The 21,658-nt window shown below is 54.3% G+C and carries 19 protein-coding genes and 1 tRNA gene; 2 read left to right on the plus strand and 18 right to left on the minus strand.

Going from position 1 to position 21,658, the window contains the following annotated elements:
* Nucleotides 1-74: 74 nt before the first annotated feature.
* Both der and PT275_RS02810 read right to left on the minus strand, forming a co-directional pair.
* Entirely contained in the window at nt 75-2,210 is a 2,136-nt protein-coding gene (gene der / locus PT275_RS02805; RefSeq protein WP_277152124.1) for a bifunctional cytidylate kinase/GTPase Der, read from the minus strand.
* Nucleotides 2,207-2,983: a pseudouridine synthase gene (locus PT275_RS02810; protein WP_277152126.1), complete on the minus strand. Its 777-nt coding sequence runs from the start codon at nt 2,981-2,983 to the stop codon at nt 2,207-2,209. Before PT275_RS02810 ends, der begins: the two co-directional genes overlap by 4 nt.
* Before the next feature lie 185 nt (nt 2,984-3,168).
* Between PT275_RS02810 and PT275_RS02815 the strand changes: the two genes are divergently transcribed.
* A complete protein-coding gene (locus tag PT275_RS02815) occupies nt 3,169-4,176 on the plus strand; it encodes an aquaporin (protein WP_277152128.1) in 1,008 nt (335 codons plus the stop codon).
* Between the two features lie 7 nt (nt 4,177-4,183).
* On the opposite strand, the gene PT275_RS02820 is transcribed toward PT275_RS02815, so the two are convergent.
* The 15 genes from PT275_RS02820 to thrS form a co-directional block, all read right to left on the minus strand.
* Nucleotides 4,184-4,471, minus strand: coding sequence for a DUF3017 domain-containing protein (locus PT275_RS02820; protein ID WP_277152130.1), 288 nt, complete (start codon nt 4,469-4,471; stop codon nt 4,184-4,186).
* Nucleotides 4,472-4,607: 136 nt separating this feature from the next.
* Complete coding sequence (purH, locus tag PT275_RS02825) at nt 4,608-6,278, minus strand: bifunctional phosphoribosylaminoimidazolecarboxamide formyltransferase/IMP cyclohydrolase (RefSeq protein ID WP_277152132.1); 1,671 nt, start codon at nt 6,276-6,278, stop codon at nt 4,608-4,610.
* A gap of 26 nt (nt 6,279-6,304) precedes the next feature.
* Nucleotides 6,305-7,633: a DUF6350 family protein gene (locus tag PT275_RS02830; protein ID WP_277152134.1), complete on the minus strand. Its 1,329-nt coding sequence runs from the start codon at nt 7,631-7,633 to the stop codon at nt 6,305-6,307.
* Nucleotides 7,634-7,665: 32 nt separating this feature from the next.
* On the minus strand, nt 7,666-8,601 hold the full coding sequence (gene sucD / locus PT275_RS02835) for a succinate--CoA ligase subunit alpha (RefSeq protein ID WP_277152136.1): 936 nt from the start codon (nt 8,599-8,601) through the stop codon (nt 7,666-7,668).
* Nucleotides 8,598-9,794: an ADP-forming succinate--CoA ligase subunit beta gene (gene sucC, locus PT275_RS02840; protein ID WP_277152138.1), complete on the minus strand. Its 1,197-nt coding sequence runs from the start codon at nt 9,792-9,794 to the stop codon at nt 8,598-8,600. Before sucC ends, sucD begins: the two co-directional genes overlap by 4 nt.
* 64 nt (nt 9,795-9,858) lie before the next feature.
* The gene (locus PT275_RS02845) at nt 9,859-10,440 is read right to left on the minus strand and encodes an adenine phosphoribosyltransferase (RefSeq protein ID WP_277152140.1); all 582 of its coding nucleotides are present in this window, start codon (nt 10,438-10,440) and stop codon (nt 9,859-9,861) included.
* A gap of 97 nt (nt 10,441-10,537) precedes the next feature.
* Entirely contained in the window at nt 10,538-11,047 is a 510-nt protein-coding gene (yajC, locus tag PT275_RS02850) for a preprotein translocase subunit YajC (protein ID WP_277152142.1), read from the minus strand.
* A gap of 80 nt (nt 11,048-11,127) precedes the next feature.
* Nucleotides 11,128-12,189 carry a Holliday junction branch migration DNA helicase RuvB gene (gene ruvB / locus PT275_RS02855; protein WP_277152145.1) on the minus strand — a complete coding sequence of 354 codons (1,062 nt, stop codon included), beginning with the start codon at nt 12,187-12,189 and terminating at the stop codon, nt 11,128-11,130.
* A 6-nt stretch (nt 12,190-12,195) separates the two neighbouring features.
* Nucleotides 12,196-12,813 carry a Holliday junction branch migration protein RuvA gene (gene ruvA / locus PT275_RS02860; RefSeq protein ID WP_277152147.1) on the minus strand — a complete coding sequence of 206 codons (618 nt, stop codon included), beginning with the start codon at nt 12,811-12,813 and terminating at the stop codon, nt 12,196-12,198.
* 138 nt (nt 12,814-12,951) lie between these two features.
* The gene (gene ruvC / locus PT275_RS02865; RefSeq protein WP_277152148.1) at nt 12,952-13,533 is read right to left on the minus strand and encodes a crossover junction endodeoxyribonuclease RuvC; all 582 of its coding nucleotides are present in this window, start codon (nt 13,531-13,533) and stop codon (nt 12,952-12,954) included.
* A 6-nt stretch (nt 13,534-13,539) separates the two neighbouring features.
* The gene (locus tag PT275_RS02870) at nt 13,540-14,298 is read right to left on the minus strand and encodes a YebC/PmpR family DNA-binding transcriptional regulator (protein WP_277152151.1); all 759 of its coding nucleotides are present in this window, start codon (nt 14,296-14,298) and stop codon (nt 13,540-13,542) included.
* Between the two features lie 53 nt (nt 14,299-14,351).
* The gene (locus tag PT275_RS02875) at nt 14,352-15,542 is read right to left on the minus strand and encodes a glycosyltransferase family 4 protein (protein WP_277152153.1); all 1,191 of its coding nucleotides are present in this window, start codon (nt 15,540-15,542) and stop codon (nt 14,352-14,354) included.
* A 68-nt stretch (nt 15,543-15,610) separates the two neighbouring features.
* Nucleotides 15,611-16,627 carry a phosphatidylinositol mannoside acyltransferase gene (locus PT275_RS02880; protein WP_277152155.1) on the minus strand — a complete coding sequence of 339 codons (1,017 nt, stop codon included), beginning with the start codon at nt 16,625-16,627 and terminating at the stop codon, nt 15,611-15,613.
* A gap of 167 nt (nt 16,628-16,794) precedes the next feature.
* The gene (gene pgsA, locus PT275_RS02885) at nt 16,795-17,451 is read right to left on the minus strand and encodes a phosphatidylinositol phosphate synthase (RefSeq protein WP_277152158.1); all 657 of its coding nucleotides are present in this window, start codon (nt 17,449-17,451) and stop codon (nt 16,795-16,797) included.
* Nucleotides 17,452-17,478: 27 nt separating this feature from the next.
* The gene (gene thrS / locus PT275_RS02890) at nt 17,479-19,512 is read right to left on the minus strand and encodes a threonine--tRNA ligase (protein ID WP_277152160.1); all 2,034 of its coding nucleotides are present in this window, start codon (nt 19,510-19,512) and stop codon (nt 17,479-17,481) included.
* A gap of 442 nt (nt 19,513-19,954) precedes the next feature.
* On the opposite strand from thrS, the gene PT275_RS02895 reads away from it, so the two are divergent.
* On the plus strand, nt 19,955-21,268 hold the full coding sequence (locus PT275_RS02895) for an MFS transporter (protein ID WP_277152162.1): 1,314 nt from the start codon (nt 19,955-19,957) through the stop codon (nt 21,266-21,268).
* Nucleotides 21,269-21,316: 48 nt separating this feature from the next.
* Here PT275_RS02895 and PT275_RS02900 read toward each other — a convergent pair.
* Nucleotides 21,317-21,389: transfer RNA gene (locus PT275_RS02900), tRNA-Gly, on the minus strand.
* Nucleotides 21,390-21,658: the final 269 nt, after the last annotated feature.

The following is a 21,658-nucleotide window of genomic DNA, read 5'->3' on the forward strand; positions in this document are numbered from 1 at the left end:
TTGCTACCAAGACATTTTCCGAGACATCAATGCTTTGAACTTTAATCGATGAGTTGATATCTCAGCGGTTCAATTTACTTCTTCTTCGACTTGCGCTCGCGGATGTGCACCGAAATCTGAATCGGGGTGCCCTCGAAGCCGAATTCCTCCCGCAGCTGGCGCTCGATGTAGCGACGGTAGCCGTGCTCGAGGAAGCCGGTGGCGAAGACGACGAAGCGCGGAGGCCGCGTCGAGGCCTGGGTTGCGAACAGGATGCGAGGCTGCTTGCCGCCGCGCAACGGGTGCGGATGGGCGGACTGGATGCGGCCGAGGAACGAGTTGAGCTTGCCCGTCGGTATGCGCTTGTCCCAAGAATCCAGCGCAGTGTTCATTGCCGCAAGCAGTCGGTTGGTGTGCCAGCCGGTCTTGGCGGAGAGATTGACACGCTGCGCCCAGGTGACCTGGTCGAATTCGGTCTGCCACAGGCGTTCGAGACGCTGACGGTCGAAGTCGTCCATCAGATCCCACTTGTTGAATACCAGCACGATGGCGCGCCCGGCATCGACAGCCTGGCTCATCACTTTGAGGTCCTGATCGGAAATCGGCTGTGAGGCGTCAAACAGCACGAGCGCAAGCTCGGAACGTTCGATGGCCGCCTGCGTGCGCAGCGACGAATAGTATTCCGCCCCGGAAAGCTTATGCAAACGCCGCTTGATACCTGCGGTGTCGATAAAAAGCCAGTCTTCGTCGCCGATACGAATGATTTCGTCAACCGGATCACGTGTGGTTCCTGCAAGATCGTTGACCACGCTACGTTCCTCATGTGCCAGTTCGTTAAGCAATGAAGACTTACCTACGTTCGGTTTGCCGATCAAGGCGACACGTCGTAGGTTGGTCGGCGTGAGGAATCCAGAGGTCTTCTTGGCCTTTTCCAGGATATCCACGGCCACGTCGAGCAGGTCGCCCACTCCCCTGCCGTGCATCGCGGAAATGCCGTAAGGTTCGCCCAAGCCGAGCTTCCAGAAATCGGCGGTCAGGTATTCGTTGGCGTTGTCGTCAATTTTGTTGACGGCCAGAATCACCGGCTTGCCGCTTTCGCGCAGCATCTTGACGATTCGTGAGTCAGTGGACGTAATACCGACCTGCCCATCAACCACTAAGATCACCGCATCGGAAAGGCCTACGGCTACCTGCGCCTGAGAGGCGATGGCTGATTCGATACCTTCGACGTCGGTCTCCCAGCCGCCAGTATCGACAAGTTTGAAGTCGGTTCCGGCCCATTCCGCGTCATAACTGACCCGATCGCGGGTCACGCCGGGAGTATCCTCTACGACGGCGGCACGACGGCCAAGAATACGATTGACCAGCGTCGATTTGCCGACGTTCGGTCGGCCGACCACGGCAAGCACACCGACGGCCTTCTGTTTGGCCGCAGTTTCGTCGTCTACGGTTTCGCCGGCAAGCAGTGCTTCGTCTTCGTCATCAAGGTCATAACCTTCGAGATTAGCTGCGTACTGTTTGTAAGATTGCTCTTCAACGGCGACATCCACCAGCGAAATGAGCTTGTCCAATGTCTCTTCGAACGTAAGGTCGGAATTGTCGACGGTCGTCACACCGTCCGCCGCCTTCAAAAAACTGGTGGCTTTGGAATCGGCCTTGTCGCGGGCGATGACATTATCGGCGCCGACACCGGACCCAGCGGCAGATTGCCCAGTACGTCGTGCCTGACGCACTTCCGGACGTGCGGTCAAAAGCACGCGTACTTCAGCGTTCGGAGCGACGACAGTGGTGATGTCACGACCCTCGGCGACGATTCCGGCACCTTTCGAGAACGAATCAGCAGATACCTCGCGGTTGATATACGCCCGTTGCGCGGCGATCAGCAGATGCCGCACCGGTACGATATTCGAGACTTTCGAGACATGCGACGAGACGTTCGAATCACGAATCGCCTCGCTGATGTCCCCGCCGTCGACCAGGACTTTGGGATCGTCGGGGTCGACGCCGATATCGAAATGATCATCGGTGAACAGATCCCCAACCATTTCGGTGATGGCCTGTTCGTCAACAACATCCGCGTCCAAATCGGCACCCTGCTTGAGGCACCACCAGGCGGCGGCACGGTACATGGCACCGGTGTCAAGGTAGGCATAGCCGAAATATTTGGCCAACGCCTTGGAAGTGGAAGATTTGCCCACGCCTGCGGGCCCGTCAATGGCTACTCGTATCACAAACCCACCTCCTTGGCCAGCGAGCGGACTTCCGTCTGCGAAAGCACACGGTACGAACCCGGCTTCAGATCGCCGAGCTTGATGGGTCCGATTTGCGTACGCACGAGCCGGCGCACCGGGAAGCCGACGGCACCGAAGATGCGGCGGACGATACGGTTCTTGCCAGAATGCAGCACGACCTTGACGATGGTCTGGTCGCGCGAGGAATCGATGATGGCGCAATGGTCCAGGCGGATGAGCCCGTCGTCAAGATTGACGCCCTGCGTGACCAAGCGCCGGCAGATGTTGCCGCTGATACGTCCGTCAAGCGTGGCGATATACGTTTTCTTGACCTCGTAACGCGGGTGCATTACATGCTGGCTGAGTTCACCGTTGTTCGTCATCAGAATGAGGCCTTCGGTTTCGTAATCCAAACGTCCCATATGGAAAATGCGCTCGTATTTGTCGCCCACGATGTCCCGGAGCGTATAACGGCCCTTCGGGTCGTCCATCGTCGAAAGCACTTTCTTGGGCTTGTTTAGCGCCAACGTGATGTGCTTGTTGTTAAGCCGAATCCTCGACCCGTCGACGCGGATCTCTTGGCTGGAAGGATCGACGCGGGTGCCGAGTTCGGTCACCAGCTCACCGTCGACTTCCACCCGGCCTTCCGTAATAATCTCCTCACACTTGCGCCTCGAGCCGAAACCGGCCTGTGCCAAAAGTTTTTGAAGGCGAATCCCTTCATCGTAATTTTCCTGATGCGCCTTTTCGGCGCGTGAATATGCGTGTGGCATCGTTCTCCCAACGTGGCCTTGCGAAACGGCTTTAACCGATTCGTCGCGTACTGTATCAGTTGCATACCGGCGTTATTATTCATGTGTCGATACAACTTTACTTATTGTACAGTAATTACTCCCCCTTTGCTATTATAACTAATTGTATGGCGTATATTCGTCGGTATAACAAAAAAGGAACGGTAATGACGGAACAACAAGCACAACATACAGAAAGCAAAACTGCAGCCCCTATTCCAATTTCGGCAATAGGAGGAGAACTCGTCGGCAGTTTCCTTATTTTTCTTGTGATTTATCTGGTATCGGCACTGAGCCCTTCACTGTATGGTCCGAGCGCGATTCTCATTGCAGCCGCCACAGGGCTGGCTTATGCGGCAATGACCTTCATCTTTGGTAAGTTCTCCGGCGGTCAGTTCAATCCTGCCGTGACATTGTCAGCGATGCTTGTTGGCAAGACGGGCGTCGTTAACGGCATCTGCTACATTCTCGCGCAGGTGGTTGGCGGTATCGTCGCTGGCGGTGTTGTCAAACTCGTGCTGCCGACTTCCAAAGCCGCTCCTGCCAAGATGTGGTTCACAAATGCCGTCAACGGTTACGATCAGGGTTCGATTTCCTCTGCCCAATTGCAGCAGGCAGGTGTAAGCTTCGGTATTCTTTTCGCGGTCATCGTCGAAGTCATTGCAACCATCATCGTGGTGGCAGCCTCTTTGTATGCTCTTGATGACGATGGGAAAGCCACTTCAAAAGCCCCGGCCATCATGGGTATCGCGTACGCACTTGGCGTCACCTTTACCTATCCGATTACCGGCGCTTCGCTCAACCCGGCACGTGCAACCGGCATCGCATTGTTTGCCAGCCAGGCAGGACTTGCGGCGAATCCTTTGAAGCAACTCTGGATTTTCTGGATCTGCCCGATTCTTGCAGCTGCCATCGTTGCCATTGTCGTCATCATTGCGCAAATGGTCTCCAGCAATAAGCCTGCACAGGTCGAAGGCGTGGATGTCACGGAAAGTTGGGATAAGCAAGATTCCGAATCCGATGATGATACGAACGATGACTCGGAACCCGCTGATGATTCACAAACGGCTACGATTTCAGAATCCGTCACTTATTCAGCAACAGGCGACGATAGCCAAAGCATGTTCGGTTCGTCCGATGAACAAAGCACAACCGATCAGGATACAACGAAGTAAATAGCATTCACATCATCAACTGAATGCTGAAATAGACCACCAGAAGGCCGGTTCCCAACGCGATTCCTATGAAGGAGTCAAAACCGACGGAGCGGATTTTCCAAGGGCTTCGGTCTTTGAGAATCAGTCTGATGAGTCCCGTGATTATGGCCGTCGCAGCGAACACCACTGTAGCGGCCATAGTATATCCAAATCCGGCCAATACTGCTGAAATGATGACGACCACAAGTACTCCCCATTCAAATACGGGGTTGCCCTCTTTTGCTTCAGAGACATATGGGTGATTGTGGGCCATATTCACTCCTTCTGTATCACTTCTGTCTAAGACGAAAATACCGGTACGCAGCCAGTTTAGCCGTGTACCGGTATTTTGTTATTGAAAGCAAATCAATCAATGATGCTTTCAACCTGCCATTGAAGAACGGCATTACTCAGTGGAAGAAATGACGTGTTCCTGTCAGATACATCGTGATTCCGTGCTTCTGTGCGACATCGATCACTTCCTGATCACGTATTGATCCTCCGGGTTGGACAATCGCCTTGACACCGGCATCGATCAATGCTTCGGCACCATCTGCAAACGGGAAGAATGCATCCGAGGCGGCCACGGAACCGCATGCGCGATTCTCACCATTAGCAAGCGTATTCGCACGTTCGACAGCCAAATGGCAGGAGTCGACCCTATTGACCTGTCCCATGCCGATGCCAACAGTTGCCTGATTGTGAGCCAACAACACCGCATTGGATTTCACGCAGCGAATCGCACGCCACGCGAACACCAAATCGCTGAGCGTATCTGCCTCTGCAGTTTCGCCTGAAACCAATTTCCACTGGTCAGGATTGTCACCAGGGGCATCGATTTTGTCAATAGACTGTACGAGAATACCGCCGTCGATTTGACGGAATTGAACATCGGTATGAGGAGACTGGGCCACCTTCAGGATGCGCAGGTTCTTCTTATGAGCCTTCAGCAGTTCCAATGCTTCCGGTTCGTAATCCGGTGCCACAATGACCTCGGTGAAAATGGGACGGACGTTTTGAGCCATTTCCAGCGTGACCGTTGAATTCGCGGCAATCACGCCGCCATAAGCACTCATCGGGTCGCAGGCATGGGCCTTCAGATGCGCTTGCACCACATCCTTGCCAATGGCCAGTCCGCAAGGATTGTTGTGCTTGCACACGGCCACGGCAATCTGAGGAGCGAAATCCCAGACCGCTCGCCAAGCCGCATCAGCGTCAACGTAGTTGTTGTAGCTCATTGGTTTGCCGCCAAGCTGCTGCGCGTGGGCGAATCCCGTCTGGTCGAGCGCATCGACATAGAGACTGGCTTGCTGATGGGGATTTTCACCGTAGCGTAACCCGTGCGAATAGTCCCATGTATGAGTCAGGTGAGGTGGGAACATCGCGATGTTCCGGTCTTGCTGTTGTGACTGCTTCGTTTCAGTGTTTTGTGTTGTAGACTCGCTGCCGACCTTGTCGCTTGCGGAAATGCTTTGGGGTTCCGTCCAGTGACTGCCGGTCCATTCGAATATCGTCGCATCGTAAGCCGCAGTCGTTGCGAACGCTTTGGAAGCCAGCCAGCGCCGTTCCTGCAAAGAGAAACCTGAGCCATCGGCAACACGCTGGGCGGCAAGGGCATAGTCTTCGGGATCGGTGATGACGGCAACGCTTGCACTGTTCTTCGCCGCTCCACGAATCATTGAAGGACCGCCAATATCGATTTTCTCGATGATATCGGCTTCATCGGCGCCGGAACGCACCGTGTCGGCGAACGGATAAAGGTTGACGATGACCATGTCAAAGGACTTGATGCCGAGCGACTTCAATTCCTCGGCCTGCGTCGGATTCGTCATATCGGCCAGAATACCGGCATGGATATGGGGATCAAGCGTTTTGACGCGGCCTCCAAGGCTTTCCGGGAAACCGGTGACTGTTTGGACTTCAGTGACATTCACACCAAGTTCCGAAAGTCGTTCCGCGGTAGACCCCGTGGAAACCACCTCGGTGCCTGCCTTGATGAACGCATCTGCGAGGCCTTCGATACCGGTTTTGTCATAAACCGATACCAAAGCTCGCTGAATCCTACGATTGGTTGCTGTCATCTGTTTCTCCCTTTGTTGCGGCTTGATTATGGGATTTTCGTCTCATCTTCAGCAAGTACTCCGGTTTTTGAAGACGAAACGGAAGTTGTTAGGGAATCAGAGGCGTCGACGATATCGTCATCGGTGCCATCGCCGGAACTGACATTCGGTTTGTTTTGTGCTCGAAGATAGCCGAAGAACAATCGCATAGCAAACACCATCGCCACGATTATCACCGAAACAAGCCATGCCAGCGAAAAACCAAGGGCACTGGGCAGGCATACCACACGCGAGGAGGCCACCGAATCAACACCGACTTTGGCAAGTCGATGCTGTCCCAAGGCTCCCGAAGAAAGGACGAAAAGAATATTCATCAGTACGGCCATCAAAGCGCTGGTCAGAAAGAACGAAACAATCGGATACAAGAACTGGCCTATGGTTCGGCCAATCGTGACCGGTTCACTGGGTTTTCCGGCGCCGATGGCGAAGTATTTGGACCAAAAAAGCTCAACGATCCCAACAAGGAATCCGCAGACCAAAGGAATCGATATCAGGCAAAGCCGCAGGACATCATTGGAAACCGCCGGGGGAAAAATGGCAAAAACGGGCAGCGCGGGAAGCCCTGAAGCGTGATCGTTCCATAACGAAAAAGCGGCGAGATCGCCGATTGAAAAACCCGAACCAAAGAGCCATGACAGTGCCCATAAGCACAGGTTCGGAAGCCATGCCAAGGTGCAGATGGTGGTGAGGATCCTCGATCCGGTCTGCATATTCGACAACTCGAAGATTCGAACGACAGCACTCTGATTCGTAATGACCCAGAAAAGAACCGTGATCAAACCGATGTCCAAATAGCCGATCAGCAATATCGCCGTGTTCATGAAACCAAGTTTCAAAGCCACTACCAGACGATCGGAAATATTGTCGCGAACGAATTGAATGCACTTTTTCATTGTCGCCGAGCCCGACAATGCTCCACATAAGAAACCGACGGTGAAGACCATAGCACTCTTAAGCAAAACGAGCCATACAGGGTCTTCAAGAATGACAGCGACGTTCTGGGTGAACACCCACATGACCCCGACCCAAACCAGAAGACCGGTGACATAGGATTTCGGACTGGAAGACAGCATTTTGGTCAACCACGCAACCAACCAGATCAGGAGCAAGGTCAAAAGCAGCGGTATGATGCCGAGAGTGATGGCACCGGCATGAAAACTCGCACCCTGACTTAACAGCACAATCGCGAAAGTCAAAGGAACCGCTTGGTTTTGAACAGTGTTGCCTCCTTCTTCCACGGAAACCACCAGCAAGGTCAATGCCAAGAAAAGCCCTAACGTGACCGTGAATATCATCGATCCGCCCAGAGCCGTCACAACCCCTTTTATCCATGGCCGCCGGTTTTTGCTCATGCCTTGGATATCCCGCCGTCCACGATCCTGCGAATGAGTTGGGCCGCCTGTGCCGGGGTCTTCCCGACCGGAATCCCGGCGACTTCAAGCGCTTCCTTCTTATCCTGCGCGGTGCCTTTGCCGCCGGAGACGATGGCACCGGCATGGCCCATCTGCTTGCCTTCTGGCGCGGTAAAACCTGCGATATAAGCCACAACGGGCTTCGTCATATGTTCCTTGGCCCAAGCGGCGGCATCCTGCTCCGCATTGCCGCCAATCTCCCCGATCATGATGACGGCTTTGGTGTTTTCATCCGCTTCGAATTGCTGTAACGCCTCGACCAGCGTGGTTCCAACTATCGGGTCACCACCCACTCCGATGCATGCGGTGAAGCCGATATCCGAAAGCTCACCCATCAGTTGATAGGTCAAGGTTCCGGACTTCGAAACTAGGCCCAGGGGACCGGATGAGACGATGCCATCGGGAATGATGCCAAGGTTGATGCCCTTGTCGCAAACATTGGAAGTGTCAGGAAGTTTAAGCAGCCCTGGGCAATTGGGACCGATGATTCTGATGCCCTTCTGCAGGGCAAGTTCCACACAGTATGCCGTATCGGCCACAGGAATGCCTTCAGTGATGACGACAATCAAGCCGATGCCGGCTTCTATGGCTTCGAGCATCGCGTCCTTGGCAAAACGTGGAGGGACGAAAATAACACTGGCCTTGGCACCGGTAGCCTTTTTGGCATCACTACATGTGGCATAAACGGGAATATCGACATCTTTGCCGGATTCATCGATATGAAAGGTCACGCATTGACCGGCCTTACGAGGATTGACACCACCTACAATACCGGTTCCGGCGTTGAGCATACGCGCCGTATGCGTCATGCCCTGATGGCCGGTCATGCCTTGGACGATAACCGGTGCATTGTCTTCGACGAAAAGTGTCATTTCGTGGCCTCCTTAGCGGTCATGGCAAGCCTTGCTGCTTCTTGAGCCGCTTCTTCCATGGTGCCACTGACGTGGATGTTGGGGTTGTGAGCATCCTCCAGGATTCTAAGGCCTTCCTTGGCAGCATTGCCGTCGAACCTTACGACGATTGGCTTGGACACGTTCAGTTTTCCCAGCGCCTCAATGATTCCATGAGCTACCTCATCGCAGGCTGTAATGCCACCATACACATTGACAAACACGGATTCGACCTGTGGATCAGAAAGTACAATCGAAAGACTCGTACTCATCACTTCAGCAGAAGCGCCACCGCCAATATCCAGGAAGTTAGCCGGTTTCGCACCCGTCCCCTGTTCCTCTCCGGCACCGGATACGGCATCAAGCGAGCTCATTACCAGTCCTGCGCCATTGCCGATGACGCCGACTTCGCCTTTCAGATGGACATAGTGCAAACCGTGCTGTTTGGCACGTTCCTCGAACAAATCGGTATGGGTTGTATCAGCGAAACGTTTCCAACCGTCATGGCGGAATGCGGCATTATCATCCAACGAGATCTTTGCATCAAGCGCACACAGTTTCTTGGTGGATTCGTCATCCGGATCACCGATCTTGGCCAGCGGATTGATCTCGACAAGCGTGGCATCGTCGTCTTTGAAGCATTTCCACATCTTCAACAGCACGTCAGCCGCTTGGTCCACATCGGCATGGTAGAACCCAATTGATTCCGCCATTTTACGTGCGGCATCCCTATCAAAATCCTGTAAGGCGCTGATATGAAGGCGCTTCACCGATTCGGGATGCTCACGAGCAATTTCCTCGACTTCAGTGCCACCGTTGGCGGTTGCCAGCACGTCGAAATCGCGAGACGAACGATCAAGTGAAATGGAAACGTAATACTCATGAATCACATTTTTTGCTTCAGCCACAAGAACGCCACTGACCTTATGACCACGAATGGTCATAGGCAGGATCTGTTCCGAAGAAAGGATGGCATCATCCTGTGTTTCGGCAAGCTTCACGCCACCGGCCTGACCACGATGCCCAGTACGCACCTGAGCTTTGATGACGCATGGATATCCTATTGCATCCGCAGCCTCGGCGACCTCATGGGAATTCTGGGCGAATATGCCCTTGGGCGTGTCTATTCCCTGCTCCTCAAGAAGCTGCCGTGCCTGATACTCATAAAGATCCATAAGAAACCTTTCACTACTTTGATGACTGCTCGATCTACGCTATCGAAGACTGAAACAAAGATCATCATGCAGGCATAGTGACAAGCGAACTGATCGGCACGCCTGCCAAATCGCTTCTGCCGGAAAGACCGATGAGTTCCATGACAAAGCTAAAACCAACGACCTTGCCTCCAGCCTTTTCAATGAGGTCGGCCGCTGCCTTTGCGGTGCCGCCAGTGGCTATAAGATCATCAACGATAAGTACTTTATCGCCCGGCTTGATAGCATCTTTTTCCATCTCTACGGTCGCTTCACCATATTCAAGCGAATAGCTTTCACCGATGGTTTCCGGTGGCAGTTTTCCTGCCTTTCGCACGGACAGGAAGCCCTTGCCCATTTGTGCAGCAAGCGGAGGTCCGATAAGGAACCCTCGTGCCTCCAAACCTGCCACATAATCGAATGAATCGGCAGAAACTGGCAGCGCCAGTTCCAAGGCTTTCATCATGATCGAAAAACCGCGAGGGTCTGCCAGAACCGGGATGAAATCACGGAACAGAACACCTTCTTTGGGAAAACCGGGGATGGTCCGGATGAGCGAGACGACGTATTCTGCGTCCTCTTCCCCGACTTTGCCAAGTTCTGTAATGGTGATGTCCGATTGTGTCATGAGCAAGCCTTACTGCCTATATGCCATTGATTGTTAAACTAAAAAGTGAGCGGGCCATGCAAGCGCACAACCCGAAAACTATTGAAGAAGAGACGCTTTACTTGTCTTTTTTAGCGTCGTTCTTCCCCGCATCATCTGACGAATTGCCATCAGCATCATCTGCGTTTTCTTTGGTTTCGTTCTCGTTATCAAACGGCTTCTGCGCCTGATGATCACCAGACTGTGTTGATTGTTCGGTGCTGCTGGCGGTACCCTCAGCCTCGTTGGCAGCATCCGTATCTTCGTTCGCAACCGGGTTGCCGTCCTCGTCTACCTCGTCATCGTCGATGAAGGCGGGGCGCTCGTATTTCTTGCTGATTGAACGGAACCCGAATCGAATCTTGGATCCCTCGGAGTCGATGACGATCTCTTCGTACTTGGTATCGACGGAAACGACTTCACCGATAACGCCACCGATCGTCTGTACTAGATCACCAGGCTGCAACGAGGAACGGAAATCCTTGACTTTTTGTTGCTGCTGTTTGGATTTGCGTGATTGCCACCACATCAATCCAACCATTGCAACGATGATGATAATAATAAAGAGCGTATTGCTGCCACCGGGCACTTGGGGTCTCCCATCGAACGAATTTTCAGACGAAGGCCACCTAAATGGCCGACTCTCTTACATACCTAACGTAAAGAATTTTAGAATAACTTGTTGACATCATCCTTGGGTACAAGCCCCAAGTGCTGCCAGGCCTTTTGCGTTGCAACCCTGCCTTTGGGCGTGCGTACAAGGAATCCTTCGCGCACCAGATAGGGTTCACATACGGTTTCCACCGTCTCGGATTCCTCACCGACCATCGCGGAAAGATTGTTCAGACCGACCGGACCTCCGTCAAAATTCTTGACAATGGCGTTCAAAACCGCCAAATCAAGTCTGTCAAGCCCTTCTGAATCAATCTGATACAACTCAAGTGCCGATTCGACATCATCCGGCCCTACCTGGTCGAGATCATGAACGATCGCCCAGTCACGCACACGCCGAAGCAGACGATTGGCGATACGCGGTGTACCGCGGCTGCGTAGTGAAAGCTGCTTAGCGCTGCCCTCGGCCAAATTGATGCCCAACACACCTGCGCTACGCTCGATCAGCCGTTCCAGTTCCTCATGCGGATAGAAATCCAAATGCGCAGTGAAACCGAAGCGAGCGCGAAGCGGCGAAGGCAGCATACCTTCACGCGTAGTAGCGCCGATGACAGTGAAGCGTGGCAACGTCAACGGAATGGAAGAGGCTCCTGGCCCTTTGCCTACCATGACATCGACACGGAAATCCTCCATGGCGATATAGAGCAGCTCTTCGGCAGGACGAGGCAGACGATGAATCTCGTCGATGAACAGGACTTCGCCCTCATCAAGAGAACTGAGAATGGAAGCCAAATCGCCGGCATGCTGAATGGCCGGACCGGACGTGACGCGTATCGGCACCTGCAATTCGTTGGCCACAATCATCGCCAATGTGGTCTTGCCCAATCCTGGAGGACCGGCAAGCAGAATATGGTCCGGAGGCACGTCACGCTTCCTGGCGGCATCCAAAAACAGCTGCAGCTGCGCTTTGAGCAGGGGTTGGCCGATGAAGCCTTCAAGTGCACGAGGACGGAGTTCCTCTTCGCTGACCGGTTCGTTGCCAATCGGTTCGGAGGAAATCATACGCAATGATTCCTCGTCGGCTCCCCTATTGGATTGTGTTCCGTTGGTCTCTGCCATGATGGTTTACCGCCCCCGATCCAAGGATGTCAGTGCCAATTTCAGCACTTTGGGAATATCCGACTTCTCCAATGGCGTGGCAATGTTATTTTCCTTGCAGACCTTGGTAACGGCATGGGCGGCATCACTTTCTCGCCATCCCAATGAAACAAGGCCTTCAATGACCTCGGTGGTACCGGTATCGTACTCAGGTTCGGCCGAAGCATGTCCGCTTTCAATCTCGTCAAGATTGATGGAACCACGAAGTTCGAGAATGATCTTCTGTGCGCCTTTCTTACCTAGTCCAGGTGCCTTGGCCAGAGCTGCCGCGTCCCCGTCCATGACGGTTTTCGCAAGCTTGTCAGGAGGAAGTGTGGAAAGCAACGACAGCGCCACACGTGGGCCGATACCGCTGACTTTCTGAAGCTGCAGAAACATACGTTTCGAAGACTGGGAAAGAAACCCGTAGAGCGCAATGGCATCCTGCGAGACATTCAATGAAGTGAAGATCTTGGCTTCCTGCCCCGAATGAAGGGCGGAAAGCTCGGCAGCGGGCATGCGCACTTCAAAGCCGATGCCGTTGACATCGATAAGTGCGGCGTCACCCCCAACTGTCTCCACCCTGCCGTTAAGCATTCCGATCATTGTCACTCCCAGCGATTGAAAATGTAATGATTCTTTCGGCGCATCCTGATTGCCAGTTGTGGTCAGTCACGACCTGCAGGCCTGAAATTGAAACGAAAGAATCAGACGACTTCAATATTCGAACATCTGTTCGATAGCTTACATTCCCCTGTCGACGCTATGGCGTTTCTTGGCATGCTGCTGGGCCTGTGCCCACTGGCGTTGGGCAAGGGTCAGATGTTCTTCGCGTTCCCCGCCTTCAAGCGCTCCGGAAGGCCGCAACGCGTGGCATATCGCCTGTGCCAGCGCGTCGGCGGCGTCGGCTGGTTCCGGAATCTTGTTGAGGTTCAGAATACGGGCCACCATACGTTCGACCTGAATCTTTTCAGCCCGTCCATTTCCGGTAACGGCCATCTTCGCTTCCGTCGGCGTGTGCAGGGCGACAGGAATGCCACGTTGCGCCGCGGCAAGCATCGCCAATCCGGCGGCCTGAGCGGTGCCCAATACGGTGTTGCGATTCTCTTGGGCGAACACACGTTCGATGGAAACGGTATCAGGTGAAAACTCGTCGATTTTAGCCGCAAGCCCGTTGTAAATCGCCAACAGGCGCAAATCCTGCGAAATGTGCGGGTCACTACGTACGACATCGACGTGAACAAAAGAAAGCCGGCGCGATGCGTCGGCTTCTATCACACCGACCCCGCAGCGTGTGAGCCCAGGGTCGACGCCAAGGATAATCACAGCGGATTACTCCTCTGCATCCAACTGTTCCATCACCTCGTCGGAGGCGGTCCAGTTACTGTAGACGTTCTGTACGTCATCCAGGTCATCGAGATTGTCGATCAGTTTCGAGACCTTTTGCGCGTCCTCAAGCCCAAGTTCGACTTCGGTCTTGGGAAGCATCACCAGATCGGCCGAATCATAATCGATATCGGCCTTTTGCAACGCCTCGCGGACCGTGACCATGTCTTCGGGAGCAGTGATGACGATATAGACATCGTCCTCGTCTCTGACATCCTCCGCACCGTCTTCAGCGGCAAGTTCGAAAAGCTTGTCGTAATCAAGCCCTTCGGAAGGAACCACAATCTGGCCCTTACGCTCGAAGTTGAAGCTTACGGAACCGGAGGTGGCCAAGGAGCCGTTGCCCTTGGTCAGTGTGGAACGCACTTCGGCGGCCGCACGGTTGCGGTTGTCGGTAAGGCACTCGATGATGAGGCCCACGCCTGCGGGCGCATAGCCTTCGTAGTTGATGCTTTCATAATTGGCGGCACCGGCCTCGGCACCGGAGCCACGCTTGATGGCTCGTTTGATGTTGTCGGCAGGCATCGAAGACTTCTTGGCCTTGACGATGGCGTCGTACAGTGTCGGATTGCCGTCGGGGTCCCCGCCGCCCAGACGCGCTGCGATTTCGATGTTCTTGATAAGTTTGGCGAACAGCTTGCCGCGCTTCGAATCAATGGCGGCCTTCTTGTTTTTAGTGGTCGCCCACTTGGAATGCCCTGACATATTGCTCCTAGCAGGTATACGAATACGTTAAACGAGATAATTTTAAAGCGGTTTCACGACAATACACGGGCATAGACCTCAAGAACCCTGTCCGCGACCTGCTGCCAGTCATACCGTTTGGAGCGTGCAAACCCTTCGTGTTGCAGATGCTTGCGACGTTGCGGATCATCCAGCAATTGCAAGACACGGCGGGCGCAATCGTGTCCATCGCCGTTGGCGAACAACATGGCGTCGTTGCCGTCCTGTGCGACGGCGGCGAACGCGTCAAGATCACTTGATACGACCGCGCATGAGGCGGCCATGGCCTCAACCAGGACGATGCCGAAGCTTTCGCCGCCGGTCTGGGGGGCGACATAGACATCAAGGGATTTGTAGAATCGGGCCTTGTCCTTGTCACTGACTCGGCCAAGGAATTCGAAGTGACCTGCCAGCTCACCGCTCGGATCTATTCTCCCAAGGATTTTCATCGCGTCCTGCTGACCGGTGCCTGCACACAGGAAACGCGCGGAGGGATAACGCTTGACGATGTCGTATGCGGCACGGGCGAAAACGGCAAACCCTTTGCGTGCCTCCCCCATGCGTCCCAGAAATCCGATGGTCGGCTTATCCGGCGTCCCCTGCCACGACGCTTTTGGCTGCGCGTTGGCGAAAAACCTACAGTTTATGCCGTTAGGAATGACGCTGTATTCGATATTGCGCGGACCATAATGGTTGACTACCTTCTTTGCCGCTTCCGAAACGCAGATACCTGCGGAAAGTGGGGAAAGATACTGCCGCAAATAACCTTGGAAGAACCTCAAAGCCAACGGATACGGGTCAAAGGCCGCATGGAAGGTAGCGACGAACGGCGGATGGTGAATCATCGTCAACGGTTTGTGGCTCAGCGACGGCGTCTCCGGCTCATGAAGATGAACAATGTCGAAATGCCCCTGCTTGACCCAGCGACGGGTGCGTGGGCCGACAAAACCGAAATAGCTCAGGCGGGCTACTGAGCCGTTATATGGGATGGAGAACGAGGAATCATTGGTTGTCACCCATAGCGGCATGTCTCGTGTGCGTCGGCCGGGAGCCAGCACTTCCACTTTGTGACCACGCTTCATCAATTCCTCGGCGAAATCACGGATATGGAACTGTACGCCGCCAGGCGTCTCGAACGAATAGGGCGAGATAATCCCTATATTAAGCTTTCTGCCGTTCAGTGGGTCGTGATGCAGGCCTGTTCCATCGGATTCTTGATAAGACATGATTCTTCATTCTGCCATAGCATTCGTATTTTACCATTTACTTCTGAGCTCAATTGCAATTATAAAACTCATCGAGATGCATCAGTTTGACGATTTCCTTTGATTTGTTCCAACTCGTCCATCACATCATCAGGAACATCTTTCAGGCGTGAAATATCCAGATCTTCGATGAATATCGGCTGGAGCATATGCCAATCCTCCGGGTGCGCCGAAATGTCGCGGCTCCATACGTCGACCCATACCTGGCTGATGGCGTGGATGGCTTCTTCGCGTGGCAGAGTGCGGAACCGGTCGATATCCACCGGCGCACTGATATCGACGACGTAGCCGTATGGGATTCCCGCTTTGCGACGAGCCTCACCGTGAAGTTTCTCACGAAACATATTGACTACGAATAACGGTTTGCCTGTATCGAGCGCCAATGTCGCCGGCCCGCGCGCCACTCGGATGGTGGAACCGAACGCATGCACGAATTCGCCGTGGCGGCTCAAATCGCGATCGGCAAGCAACGGCACCAAAACGTGGGGCTTGGCCAACGCCTCCTCAAGTTGTTCGATAAGACGCGGCTGTCCGGTGAGCAATACGGTGATGTCCATGCGTTTACGGATCTCGATGAAGGTATCAAGCAGTTTCTGGTTCGCCAGTCGTTCTGCGGTGACAGTCACCGGAGCGAGAACGTTGGCTGCGAGAAACCCTTCGTAATCCCAATTGCCTTGATGGCTGATGGCCATTGGCGCGCTGCCCGGATTGTCATGCACGAGTTCCTTGCAGATGGGCAGCCCCGGGCCGATCGGCCGGGCACGGGCAAGAAGTCGCTCGTCGGATCGGCCTCCCACAGTCATCGCTTCGGCAAAATAGGTGAAATACGAGCGCATTCCCTGGTGGCTGGTCTTACGCAACTTTCTTTTCGTGACCGTACCGTCACGCGATTCAAGGACATGATGCAGGTTGCGTTCGAGCTGTTTCACTCCGCCGATATGGAACAACCAGCAAACGTCCGCCGCGAACAGAAAAAGGCCACGAAGCAATGGCTCAGGGATAATTTTTGGATGTTTGGCCAGAAATACGAGAAGATTATCGAACATGTTGATGATTGGTCTTTCGGACGCTTAACAAGGACTTGACAAGGTCGTTTGACCGCTTCCGTTGAAAAAGCCCAGTAACGGATCGGCAAATTGCGAGACAAACAGAAAACACGAAGGCCCATCTTGCACTGCAGATTGGTACAGTCAAGACAGGCCTTCAACAATGGTCAGATCGCGCCGTCAGCTTTCATTTGCCGACGCACTTCGAAGATGCGCTGGAACACGGTGATCGTTCCCAACACCGCAAGAATCACAATAAAGACCATAAGCCATCGAGGATCGCCGAAAATGCCGCTCAGAAGCATACCGACAAGGATGATGACCAGACGGTCGCTTCGTGTCGCAATGCCATTCTTGGCCTCGTAACCCACCGATTCGGCACGTGCTCGGGCGTAGGAGGTGACGAACGAAGTCATCATCGCGTACATCGCTGCCCCGACGCCAATCCAACCGATCACATCGTCCATATCGATGGTTCCGGAGGCAATCGACATGCCGCCGTGGAGCAGGAAATACAACACAACGGCGAAAAGCACCGCCCAATCGGCGATACGATCAAGCGTGGAGTCCAGGAAAGCGCCGAATTTCGTGCCGCCCGTGGTCAGCGCCGCCACCGAGCCGTCCAGCGAATCGAAAGCCGCCAAAATGGCCATGAGTATGGAGCCGGGGATGAGCCAGCCGGTGATTCCCGTAGCGATGGCCACGAGAATCGTACCGACCGCCCCGATAATGGTCACTGCGTTCGCCGTAAAGCCCATCGCCACCAATAGCTTGGCTATCGGTGCGATAAGGCGTTTGAACGGTGGTCGTAGTTTTTCAAGCATGCTTACGATATCCTCGACAACTTTCTCTTATTTGGTCGCCGCAGCGAAATCGTCAGCATTGTTGACCTGAGCGCGGGACTTGATGACCTTGAGGATATCGGCCTTCGCCTGATCGACAGGAACGCCGTTGAGCTGGCTGCCGTCACGGAAACGGAAGCTCACCGCGTTCTTGTTGACGTCATCCTCGCCGGCAATCAGCGTGAAGGGCACCTTCGACTTGGAGGCGTTACGAATCTTCTTGCCGAAGCGGTCGTCGGAAGTGTCCATCTCGCAGCGCACGGTCTCCTCGTTCAAGGAGTCGATGAACTTCTGTAGATGAGGCGCGAACTCGTCGGCCACGGGAATGCCCGTGACCTGAACGGGGGCGAGCCAGACGGGGAACGCGCCGGCATAGTGCTCGAGCAGGATGGCGAAGAAGCGCTCGATGGAACCGAACAGGGCACGGTGAATCATCACCGGGCGCTGGTGGGTGCCGTCTTTGGCGATGTACTCGAGCTTGAAGCGTTCGGGCAGGTTGAAGTCGAGCTGAATGGTCGAAATCTGCCAGGTGCGGCCGATGGCGTCGCGTGCCTGCACGGAGATCTTCGGGCCGTAGAACGCGGCCCCGCCCGGATCGGCCACGAGGTCGAGTCCGGATTCCTCGGCGACCTCACGCAGCGTCTCGGTGGCTTCCGTCCAGATTTCGTCGGATCCGACGAACTTCTTCTCGTCCTTGGTGGAAAGCTCAAGGTAGAAGTCGTTCAGGCCGAAATCGCGCAGAACCTTCAGGACGAAGTTCAAAATGGACTTGAGTTCATCCTTCATCTGGTCGCGGGTGCAGTAGATGTGCGAATCATCCTGCGTCAAGCCGCGAACGCGGGTCAGGCCGTGGACCTCGCCGCTCTTCTCGTAGCGGTAGACGGTGCCGAACTCGAAGAGGCGCAGCGGCAGCTCCTTATAGGAGCGCTGGCGGGACTTGAAGATGAGGTTGTGCATCGGGCAGTTCATCGGCTTCAGGTAGTAGTCGAAGCCCTTCTTGGTGACGTTGCCGTCCTCGTCCGTCTCTTCGTCCAGATGCATCGGAGGGAACATGCCGTCCTTGTACCACTGCAGGTGGCCACTGGTCTCGTAGAGGCCGCCCTTGGTGATGTGCGGGGTCTGCACGAAGCTGTAGCCGGCCTTACGGTGCATCTCACGGGAGTAATCCTCCATCGCGTTGATCACCGCGCCGCCCTTCGGGTGGAAGACGGGCAGGCCGGGGCCGATCTCCTCCGGGAAGGAGAAGAGATCCATTTCGGCACCGAGCTTGCGGTGGTCGCGCTTGGCGGCCTCCTCCATGCGTACCTGATAGGCCTTGAGGTCTTCCTTGGAAGCCCAAGCCGTGCCGTAGATGCGCTGCATCGACGGGTTGTGCTCGTCGCCGAGCCAATAGGCGGCAGCGGTGCGTTCAAGCTTGAACGCCTTGATATAACGGGTGTTGGGCAGATGCGGGCCTTGGCAGAGGTCCTTCCAGACGATGTTGCCGTCACGGTCAAGATTGTCGTACATCGTGATCTCGCCCTGATTCGGCACTTCCGTACCGACGGTTTCGTCGATGTCTTCCTTCTTCTTGCCGATGAGCTCCAGCTTGTAGGGTTGGTCAGCCTCCTCTTTTCTGGCCTCGTCTTCGCTGACCACACGGCGGCGGAACGATTGGGAGGACTTGATGATGCGCTTCATGCGCTTGTCGATTTCCTTCAGATCTTCAGGGGTGAAGGGCTTATCGACGTCGAAATCATAATAGAAACCGTTTTCAATGGCCGGACCGATGCCAAGCTTGGCATCCGGCCTAATCTCCTGAACGGCCTGGGCCATGACGTGGGTTGCGGAATGACGCATAATCGCCAGGCCGTCTTCGCTGTCCAATGCGATGGGTTCGACGCTATCGCCATCGTGAAGTGGGGTGTACAGATCGCGAGGCTTACCGTTCAAACGCACTGCGATAATGTTCTTGTCTTCGGCAAAAAGACCGGCGCCTGTCTGCGTGGCTTCCACCTCCTTTGCTTCGCCGTTGAGTTTGATGGAGATGGTTTGTTCAGCCATGGTATGGTGTCCTTTGCTTTCAGGGTCCGCGTTACTAGGGGCAGACCTGGACGATAATCAACGTATCTTAGGTTATGAGGCGACACAGACATAGAAATAATACCAATAAAACTGCCCGTTGCCTGCAACAAATGTGTGGACATGCCATGTTCCGGACGTTTCACATCCGAACACCGCTCAATGCCGCCACCAGTGTGCGAAGACATATTTTTCCAACGGTACCCGTCCATAAATACGGATCCGTTTATTCCAGCATGTGAAGTCTTTCTGACATCCCGGAACGTCCTGCCTACCATACGGAATGAAGTTCAGTGATGGGGAGCATTATGAACATACAGAAGGGTTTAATCAGACAATGCGGACAAAGGGGATACTACGTCACGCGCGAAGCGGGTCCTCGATCAACGTTTGGCCTGCATTTTTCAATTGGGAGGTGTGGACGATGAACGACAAGTCTCCCACAATACCTTCCAATGAGTCGCTGCTGCACGACTTGAATCTGGCCAAGCCCTCACCATTGTTCCATAAGATTGTGGTTCTGGTGGCGGCCGGTATGTTCATCGACAGCATCGACGTCTACATGGGCAGTTCCATCGCCACATGTCTGCTCTCCCAGGGCTTCACTAATTCAGGAACGAATGCCACGTTCCTCTCGGCCGGCTTTATGGGACTGCTGATAGGCTCGCTGGTCTCCGGGATCATCGGCGACGCGAAAGGCAGGAAGATCTCATACAGCATCAACCTTCTGGTGTTCGGCCTGTTTACTTTTGCCTGCACGTTCGCCCCGAATATACTGGTGCTGATCATCTGCAGGTTCATCGCCAGCATGGGTCTCGGCGCAGAGCTCGTCACAGGCTTCACCTATATCAACGAGTTTGCGCCGGTGCTCAAACGTGGTCACTGGTGCGCCATCGTTGACCTGATCGCCAATTTCGGCGTGCCGGTAGCGATGGCCCTGTCCGCAGTGGTGATCTCGCATTGGTCTTGGAGGCCCTTGTTCGCCGTCGACGGTGTTCTGGCGCTCTTGATCTGGTTCTTCAGGAGGGGTTTGCCGGAATCGCCGCGCTGGCTGCTGGTCAAGGGTCGCAGGACCGAAGCGGCACGCATCATCAGTCAACTCACGGTCAATGGTTTTTACGATGCCTCGCCTCAACAGGAAAAGGCACCCCAGCCTTTCACCAGAGGAACCTTGTGGAAGAATTTCATCGTCGCTACGGTGGCGGTGACAGCGACCATGGTTTGCTCCTACACCTTCACGACATGGATGCCCACTATTCTGTTCAAGCGCGGCTATGACCTGCATCATTCGTTATGGATCAGCGTACTGATCATGCTCGGCGCCCCTTTGGGATGCTTCATCGGTTCATTCCTTATCGACAGGATCGGTCGGAAACGCTTGATCGTCTCGGCCTTTGGTATAGAAGCGATGCTGGGCTGCCTCTATTCCGTGCAGCATAACATCGTCTTCGTGTCGATAGTCGGATTCGCCTTGGTCGTCGTCCTGTACGTACTCATGGCTTCAGTGACCGCGGTCTATATTCCGGAATTGTTCCCGACACGCGTGCGTTTCCGGTTTGTAGGCGTCGCCAATGCCATAGCCAAATTGTGCAACGCGCTCATGCCTTACCTCATCACACTGCTGCTGAACATTGGCAACGAGAATTGGGTCTATTATCTCATCGCTCTCATCGCTGCAGTGACCATGGCCATCGTGGCGTTTTGGGGACCGGAAACCGCCGAAAAAGAATTGCTGTGAGACGCACACCATACTTCGAAACTGTCAGAAGCGGGAATTAATAGAGAGAGCGGACAACGGGACTCGGACCCGCGCTCTCGACCTTGGCAAGGTCGCGCTTTACCAACTAAGCTATGTCCGCAAAGACAACATCTAGAGAATATACAGGCACATGGGTCATCTCGCAAGTCATCGGCGCGTTTCCTGAAAGAGGAATCAATTTACTCTTAAAACCACACACTTACGCCGTACAAGTCGTGACATCCGAGATTGGCGGTTATAGGCCAGAATGTGGTTTTAAGATTGGATTTAGCCTTGTGGAAGTAAGCGTTTTATACTACTACTTTTAACAATGAAAATTCGTCAGCGACAAGACTTTGGTATAAGTCTTGCTATCGCGTTGTGATGGCC

The sequence above is a fragment of the Bifidobacterium sp. ESL0745 genome (assembly GCF_029433335.1).
Taxonomy (GTDB): Bacteria; Actinomycetota; Actinomycetes; order Actinomycetales; family Bifidobacteriaceae; genus Bifidobacterium.